Genomic DNA, 7,501 nt, shown 5'->3' with positions numbered 1-7,501 from the left:
CAACGCCCTGCGCGTGGTCGGCAAGTCCATCGGCGACGTACGCGTCGTCATGTCCGGCGCGGGCGCCGCCGGCACCGCCATCCTCAAGCTCCTGACCGCCGCCGGCGTCAAGCACGCCGTCGTCGCCGACATCCACGGCGTCGTCCACGCCGGCCGCGAGGACCTCGTCGCCGCGAGCCCCGAATCCGCACTGCGCTGGATCGCCGACAACACCAACCCCGACGGCATCACGGGCACCCTCAAGGAGGCCGTGGCCGGGGCCGACGTCTTCATCGGCGTCTCCGCCCCCAACGTCCTGACCGGCGACGATGTCGCCGGAATGGCGGACGGGGCGATCGTCTTCGCGCTCGCCAACCCCGACCCCGAGGTCGACCCGGCCATCGCCCGCCAGACCGCCGCCGTGGTCGCCACCGGCCGCTCGGACTTCCCCAACCAGATCAACAACGTCCTGGTCTTCCCCGGCGTCTTCCGCGGCCTGCTCGACGCACAGTCACGCACCGTCAACACCGAAATGATGCTCGCCGCCGCCGGCGCCCTCGCCAACGTGGTCGCCGAGGACGAACTCAACGCGAACTACATCATCCCCAGCGTCTTCCATGCGGGAGCCACGGAGGCGGTGGCGTCGGCGGTGAAGCGGGCCTCGCTCGCACTCCGTACGGCGGAGTGAATTCCGGTCCGACTTCTGGCAGTTGGTCCTCACGGCTCATCGCCGGACTGGTGAAGGTGGGGGCCGGGCACGCGAACCGTCAGGCGAGCAGACCTCCGGTGTGCCCGTCCTCGGCGAGCGACCGCCAGGAGTGCTCGGGAGTGTCAAACGCCTGCGGATCGACAGCCTCCACCATCGCGTCGACGCGGCTGTGCAGCAATGCCTGAGGGTCGAACACCTGCCACGCCTCCCCGTCGCCGCTGCCGTCGTACTCCCACCGGTACCACTCGGCCCGCATCCGCTCATAGGCCCACAGCGCGTAGAGCAGCGCCGAAAGGTCGCGGTTGAGGTACGCGTGGGGTTCCCCGTCGTCGTACCAGTCCGGGAGCTCCAGTCGACCGGTGGCGCCGTCCAGGGCTATCACGAGGTCATGGGGCCACCAGCCGATGGCGAAGAAGTCACGCTGGTACGCGCGGTCGGCGGGGGCGGCTTCCGCTCCTGCCGACGCGTCGTCGGAGAAAGTCTCGGGGTGGGCCTCCCCCATGGTGAGAAGTGGTTCTTCGCAGGCACCGAAGATCTCACCGTCGAGCGGGAGCCCGAGCTCGGTGAGCAACCGCCGGGTCGGACCGTGCGTGAGCCCGGCCGGAAGCTCCTCGGGCCGGAAGCGCCGCACCCGGCCCTCGCCGCCGAGCACCGCCAGGTCCTCGATCAGCTCCGGCCCGAACGCGTAGGCCAGTCCGCCCGGCTCCCCGGGCCGGGCACCCCAGCGCAGCGAACGGACCAGCAGCGAGGTGCCCCAGTGCGCGACGGGAGTGCCGGGCTCGAACAGCCCCGGGTCGACGGCCCGCATACGCCGCTCGGCCCCCTCGACCACCTCAGCGACGACCGCCGGCCCGTACCGCCCGTCGTACGCGGTCTCATCCGGCCCCGCCGACAGCGACTCCATCTCCCGTATCAGCCCGGCGAGAGCGGAAAGGCCGGTCGCGAGCACATCACGGCGGATCTCCCCCGCCTCCCGGCAAGCGAGATACACCTCACCTGACACCCCGTCGAGGACCACGGCGGTGCCGCAGTAGTCGGTCTCCCCGATGGCGAACAGTCGTCTGTCGTCGTCGAAGGCCTTGAGCTCGCCGTCCTCCCACAGCACGGTGAAGTCGAGGTCCGCGGCACTCTCCGGCAGCCCCTCGTCCACGAGAAAACGCCGACTGGGCCCATGCCTCAACTCACCCGGCAGCGCCGCCGGGGCGACCCGGCACGTCTCACTGCCCACTGCCGCCACGCCATCCTGACTGTCCGTCGCGCCCATACCTACGTCCGTTGCTCTCCGTCATACCGATCGTTGTGGCGCCGACCTTAGCGGGACACACTGACAACGACTCAGGGCTATTTCAGCAGATCGCGGTATCCCGCCGCGGTAGCCGGGAACTCGTCGGCAGCCAGCACCGCCCCCGTCACGGAGAGCACCGCACCCACATGGGCATCCCGGTGCGTGTCCACCCCCAAAACCACTTCCCTCGCAGGGCGGCGACGGCGGTTCTGCGAAGCAGGCGGCGTACTGGACATGGTCAATGTGGACATGCCCACTCCCCTTCCGGTCCGATGGCGCGTTGCGTTGCCAGCACCGGGCCGCGTCGGGCGGTCAGAATCGTGAGGACACCACAACGATCGGCAGGCCCCTATCGGGACAGGCTCCGCCAGCCCGGCACCGACAACGCACCATCCCCGGCCGACGGCCCGGCCGTTCACAGCGGAGACGGCCGGGGGTCGGGTCACATTCGATCTCGTAGGAAAGCGGCCAGCCGACGGAGGAGATCAGCGATATGGCGGGAACCTTCAGACACGGACGGGAGGCTCCTGCGGGCCCAGCGGGTACCAGAACCACTGGGCTGTGCCATAGGATTTACCGCCACTGTTCTTGTTCGGCCATTCTGCCAGGCACCGGATGGTATCGCCTGCCTTGAACGGCTGGGTTGCCGATCCGGCATCGAATTCGCGACCGTTATGGGTCAGGTAGACCATGGCCGGCTGGACTTCGCGGTGCCTGTGGCCTACCGACGCTGAAGCGGTTGGCCCGTCGGGGAGATCCCAAATGCTCATCTTGAGGACACCGAACCCCGGGCCCTGGGCCCGGAATTCGGCGTCCGGGTCGCGCACCTCGCCATCGTCAAACCTCCTCGACTCGTGAAGCAGCACCTCGTCCTGGATCAGCCCTTCCAGGGGACCGCGGAAGGTGGTGCGCCCGGCGATGTCGAGGTGACCGATCTCCAGGTCGGGCCGTTCGACCATCACGACGGTGGTCAGGGTGTGTGTCAGCGTTTGACCGCCGGCAGTCACCGTCGCTTGCAGCATGAAGCCGGTGGGGGCGGTCAGTGGTTCGGGGGTGGCCCACTCGCGGACGTTCGAGACGTCCTGGGAGGAGTTGCGGGCCCAGAACATCGTGTAGGCGGCGTCCGCGCTCCCGTCCCATCTCAGGACCGCGGGCTCGCCGTTGGGAACCATGACCTTGGTCGGGCGGAAGTTGCGGAACACGAACTCCGCCGGGAACTTCATCACCGAAGCCACGGTCGTTTTCGGGGTGAAGGATCCGTTGGTCGGGGAGGTCTCTTCGATGATCTCGATGCCCGCCTCGCCGACCGCTTCGTTCACCTCGATCTGTGAGACGACCAGAGTGACGGCGCGCCCGGTGACCTGTACCGGCCGGTCCGGTACGAACTCGAATACCTGCCAGGTGCCGTCGGCGTACCCGGGGCGTGCGGTCCAGCCGTTCGCGCCGATGACGGCCGAGGTGAGCTGCGCGCGGTTCTCGGTGAGCGCCGTGGCGCCCGCGCCGATCGGGATCCGGACTGTGATGCTCTTGCAGTAGGCGGGGCCCGAGTTCCCGGGGCCGAGCGTGATGTCCAGCCGGCCGATGACCGGGTCCTTGGCCGTGGACACCGTCAGAGGCTCGGGGTCCGGTCCGATCGCGTAGCCGAGCAGCGAGTCGGCGGACAGTACGGTCATGCCCATAAAGGAGGGTCCCTTCAGTCTCGGGGCTTGAGTTGCAGGTATCCGGCGCGCGCCTCGGCGACCGGCTCACCCGGATATGCGTATGTGTCCGCCATCGCGATCGGGAACTCCAACCACTCCGGCACGTCCCCGCCCCGGTCCCGAGGCTCGGCCCAGGTCCAGTCGCCGTGCCATGCAGCTGGGTGCGGCATGACGATCGAGTCCTCTTCGAGCCCTGATCCCTGTCCTGGCCCCCGCGCGAACGCCGCCTCGTCCTCCGGCATCGGCGGCCGGGCCACGGCCAGTAGCGGGTGGAGCCGGAACGATGCCCGGATCCGTGCCAGCGAGGCATGGACGAAGTCCGCGTCCAGGGCGAGGCGGGCGACCGGCAGGATGTCGGTGATGGCGTGCACGGCGGCGTGCGGGTCCATCAGGACGCTGAGGTGGTGCGTGACGGCGGCCTCGCCAGGGAGCGTGCCCGGCAGTGCCAGGCCGCTGCCGGTGCCGACCGGTTGCAGATACGAGTGCGCGTCGGCCGGCTGCTCGGTGAACAGGGTGGTGTAGCTGACGTCGCCGTCCGGGCCGGAGGCCGAGGCGAAGTAGCCGATCAGGCCGTCGGTCAGCCGCTCCGCCGAGCCCAGCCGGACCGGCCAGCGGTAGCCGTCGCGGCCCGGGTAGTCCTGGCCGGAGGCGGTGTCCACCGAGGCGGTCCCGGCGACCACGCCGTCCGAGGGCGGGATCGGGGCAGTGCTCCAGCCCGGGTCGGTCAGCGGCAGGCCTTGCAGGTCGATCGCCAGGTCGGCGGCGACCAGGGCCACCGGGCGGCCGATGAGCCGGGAAGGGACCGCGTCGTCCTGGGCCGACGGGTCCACGATGCCGTCCAGCGCGCCGTCGATCGTCTCCAGCAGTGCCGCGAACGCCAGGTGCGGCGAAGTCTGGCCGCGCAGCCCCGCGATGAAGCCGGCCAGGCGCGGGTAAGCGGCGATGAACCCGGGTGACGCCGGGTCCGGGAAGGGCGAGCGCGGGAGCGGGTTCCATGCGATCGCCTGGGTGGTGTTGAGGACCCGCATCTCGCCCAGCGGCGAGCCGTCCAGTGCGTAGACCATCAGCGTCTCGTCCAGCCGGTTGACCAGCAACCACCCGGCGACCGGCGTGGCGGGCGTCCCGGCGTCACGCGCCGTCGGGGCGGCGGGAGAGGCGGCGCCGTCCAGGGCGGGCACGGCGGCCAGCCGTACCCGTGCCGGCTGCAGCAGGCGCGGCGGCAGCTGGATGAACCGCTGCGTGCCGATCGGGTCCGGATACAACGGCTTGTGCGCGTCGGGGAGGACGCTGAGGGCGCGGATGGGCGGGAAGCGCTCGTAATTGTTCTGTGCGCCGTTCGTGAGGTCCACGACCCGCCCGAAGCGGTCGATGATCCGCAGGTCGTAGAAGAAGAACTGCCCGGCGCGGACCGGCTGGAAGGTGTCGTCGGCGGGAGCCGTGTCGCTGTGGCCGCTCGGTGCGGGCCACGAGGCCGCGTCGCCGAGCAGTGGTTCCAGGTCGGGCGGGACCGGGGTCCGGGACCGCAGCGGCCGGGCCGCGCCGCTCTGTGTCAGCAACCAGTCGTGGAATCCGTCGAGGGTCTGCGACAGCATGTCCAGGTCGGATGCGTCTTCGCGGAGTTGGCGCACGCCCATCGCCTCGGCGTCCGGATACGTCTGCAGGTACCGGTCCAGCTGCCGCTCCACCACGTAGCGCACGGTCGGTGTCAGGAAGGACCGGCCCCTGAAGATCCGCCGCAGTGATGACGAAGCGTCCTGGGCAGTCGATCCGGTGCCCTTCCAGGTGTACGCGTTCCCGTCGAACTCCCAGTGCTCGGTGTCCCCGGTCCGGAACGGTGTGGGGACATACCGCACGTCCCACTGGAGATACATCGGCAGCCAGGGCTGCTTCCAGAACGCCATGTAGTGCGCCAGGCTCCCGGTGATGTTGAGGTCGGGATGTGCGATCGCGTTGTGCAGCGCGGTCGGGCCGGGGGCGGCGGCCGGTGTCCACGCCGCCTTGTCCAGCAGCGCGAACTCCGCGAGCAGCGATGCGACCGGTGACGGGAACCCGTCGAGCCGCGGCGCCGGGGGGTTCGTCGGTACGTCCTCGAACGAGCCGCCGATCTTGAGCGAGCGCAGCAGGTCTCCGGCGAGCCGCACCAGCAGCGGCTCGTCGCGCGCCAGCGGCTCGGTGACGTTGGCGCCCTCGATGACGACGACCGGGTCGGCCGGAGCGTAGTAGTTCTCCGACATCTCGCGCTGGAGCGCCATCCCCTCCGGGACGTCGACGTCCGGCCGGGCAACGAAGTCCGCGATCGCCGCTTCCAGTTCCTCAGGTGTGTCGCCGCGCGGCAAGCCTTGCGCGAGCGTCGCCACTTTCTCGTACTGTGCCTTGGTGAGTTTGGCGATGGACGGCTTGCCGTTCGGGCTCGCCGCCGGATCGAGCTGCGCGTCGGCGGCCGCGTCGAAATCCGGCGCGTGCGCACCCTCGCGCGTTGCCCGGTTCCGGAGGAACCACAGCGTCCAGGTCCGCCATTGCAGGCTCCGGAGTTTCGGCAGCTCGGTGTCGTGGGCGGCCTGCTGCACGTTGAGCCGTACCAGCCACTGCGGGTCGGGCGCCGACGCGGCGCGGCGTGCGGCGGCGCTGCCCTCGGCGTCGTCGCCGAACCCGTCACCGCGCCGCTCCACCAACCGCCATGTGTAGCCGGCCTCGTGTCCCGCGAACCAGGTGCTGCGCAGCGCCTCGTCGAGCTCGTCGTCCCCGCCGGGGGCGTCGAAGGAGTCGATGGTGCCGTGGTAGAGGGCTGACAGCAGGTCTCCGGTCTCGGCCGAGCGGGTCTGGAGCGTGGTCAGTGCGGTGGCGGCGTCGCCGACGCTGTGCCCGACGGCGACCTTGAGGGGGTCGTTGACGGGGTCGGGCTTGTCCGACGGCGGCTGGTAGTTCCGCTGCTTCCAGGTGACGCCCAGGGCGGTGCCGACGTACAGCGTGTTGCGGAGAGTATCTGGGACGGTGTCGGGGAGGACCCATCCGAGTGCTTCCAGCATGGCCTCGGGGTCGGTGCGGTCCGGTGGCAGCAGGCCGGGGATGGTGAGCGCCTGCGTCAGGATGTCGGCGGGTTGCTCGGAGTACCAGCCGACGGCCAGGTAGGACAGCCGGTTGTCCGGCGGGTAGGTGTCGATCGCGCCGTCTTTGAGGTCTTCGAGGTCGTCGTGGAAGGAGAAGACGCCCTCGTGGTAAGGCTCGTAGGCGGCGAAGGCCGACAGCCCGGGCCCGACCGCGGTCAGGAACGGCTCGCGCCGGCCCGGATCGGTCCACGGCTCGTCCGTGACGTCGGTGACCAGGCTGAGGAACGTGGTCTCCGCAGACTCCGGATCCCGCAACCGCGGCACCTTCAGCTTGGCCCAGTCGTCCCGGTCGGGGTAGTCGCTCTCCAGGTAGTCGCTGTGCACGAGCCAGCCCTTGGCGTGCACCGTGTTCCGGTCGGCCGGCGTCTGCTGTCCCCTGGGGTCGAAGTACCGCACGATCAGCCACCGGTTCGGCACCAGCGGGAACGAGGTCACCTCGGTCTTCTCGTCGTAGTGCCCGGTGGCGAGTGCTTCGGGGAACTGCCACTGCAGGCGCACCCCGAACGGCACCCGCTCCTCGGCACCCTGCCCGGCCGGCGGTTCCGGCGGTGTGCCTTCTGCCAGCATCAGCTCGTAGTCCGTGCGCCAGCGGGAGAACGGCCCGCCGGCGGAGTTCACCATGTCGTTGGATACCAGGGCGTGGAGCCGGACCGGGACGATCAGGTCGGTCGTGCCGCCCTGCTTCGTGCCCGCGGAGGGTTCGATGGCTTCGGTCATCTCG

Annotated in this window: 5 protein-coding genes; 1 reads left to right on the top strand and 4 read right to left on the bottom strand. The window is 70.1% G+C overall.

From position 1 onward, the window contains the following. A partial coding sequence (locus tag ABD269_RS17135; RefSeq protein ID WP_344118664.1) for a malic enzyme-like NAD(P)-binding protein occupies window positions 1-667 on the top strand: 667 nt, incomplete at its 5' end. A 79-nt stretch (window positions 668-746) separates the two neighbouring features. Here ABD269_RS17135 and ABD269_RS17130 read toward each other — a convergent pair. From ABD269_RS17130 to ABD269_RS17115, 4 genes are all read right to left on the bottom strand, one after another. Continuing rightward, window positions 747-1,952 carry an SUKH-4 family immunity protein gene (locus tag ABD269_RS17130; protein WP_344118663.1) on the bottom strand — a complete coding sequence of 402 codons (1,206 nt, stop codon included), beginning with the start codon at window positions 1,950-1,952 and terminating at the stop codon, window positions 747-749. A gap of 77 nt (window positions 1,953-2,029) precedes the next feature. Then, entirely contained in the window at window positions 2,030-2,224 is a 195-nt protein-coding gene (locus ABD269_RS17125; RefSeq protein WP_344118662.1) for a hypothetical protein, read from the bottom strand. Between the two features lie 255 nt (window positions 2,225-2,479). Beyond that, window positions 2,480-3,646, bottom strand: coding sequence for a hypothetical protein (locus ABD269_RS17120; RefSeq protein ID WP_344118661.1), 1,167 nt, complete (start codon window positions 3,644-3,646; stop codon window positions 2,480-2,482). Window positions 3,647-3,666: 20 nt separating this feature from the next. Further along, window positions 3,667-7,497: a hypothetical protein gene (locus ABD269_RS17115; RefSeq protein WP_344118660.1), complete on the bottom strand. Its 3,831-nt coding sequence runs from the start codon at window positions 7,495-7,497 to the stop codon at window positions 3,667-3,669. Between the last annotated feature and the right edge of the window lie 4 nt (window positions 7,498-7,501).

Source organism: Streptomyces blastmyceticus, assembly GCF_039521185.1.
Taxonomy (GTDB): Bacteria; Actinomycetota; Actinomycetes; order Streptomycetales; family Streptomycetaceae; genus Streptomyces; species Streptomyces blastmyceticus.
This window is presented reverse-complemented; position numbering and strand designations above follow the sequence as displayed.

Coding starts and splice junctions, on each gene's coding strand:
- ABD269_RS17115 (WP_344118660.1), bottom strand. CDS start 7,497: ATGACCGAAGCCATCGAACCCTCCGCGGGCACGAAGCAGGGCGGCACG.
- ABD269_RS17120 (WP_344118661.1), bottom strand. CDS start 3,646: ATGACCGTACTGTCCGCCGACTCGCTGCTCGGCTACGCGATCGGACCG.
- ABD269_RS17130 (WP_344118663.1), bottom strand. CDS start 1,952: ATGGGCGCGACGGACAGTCAGGATGGCGTGGCGGCAGTGGGCAGTGAG.
- ABD269_RS17125 (WP_344118662.1), bottom strand. CDS start 2,224: ATGTCCACATTGACCATGTCCAGTACGCCGCCTGCTTCGCAGAACCGC.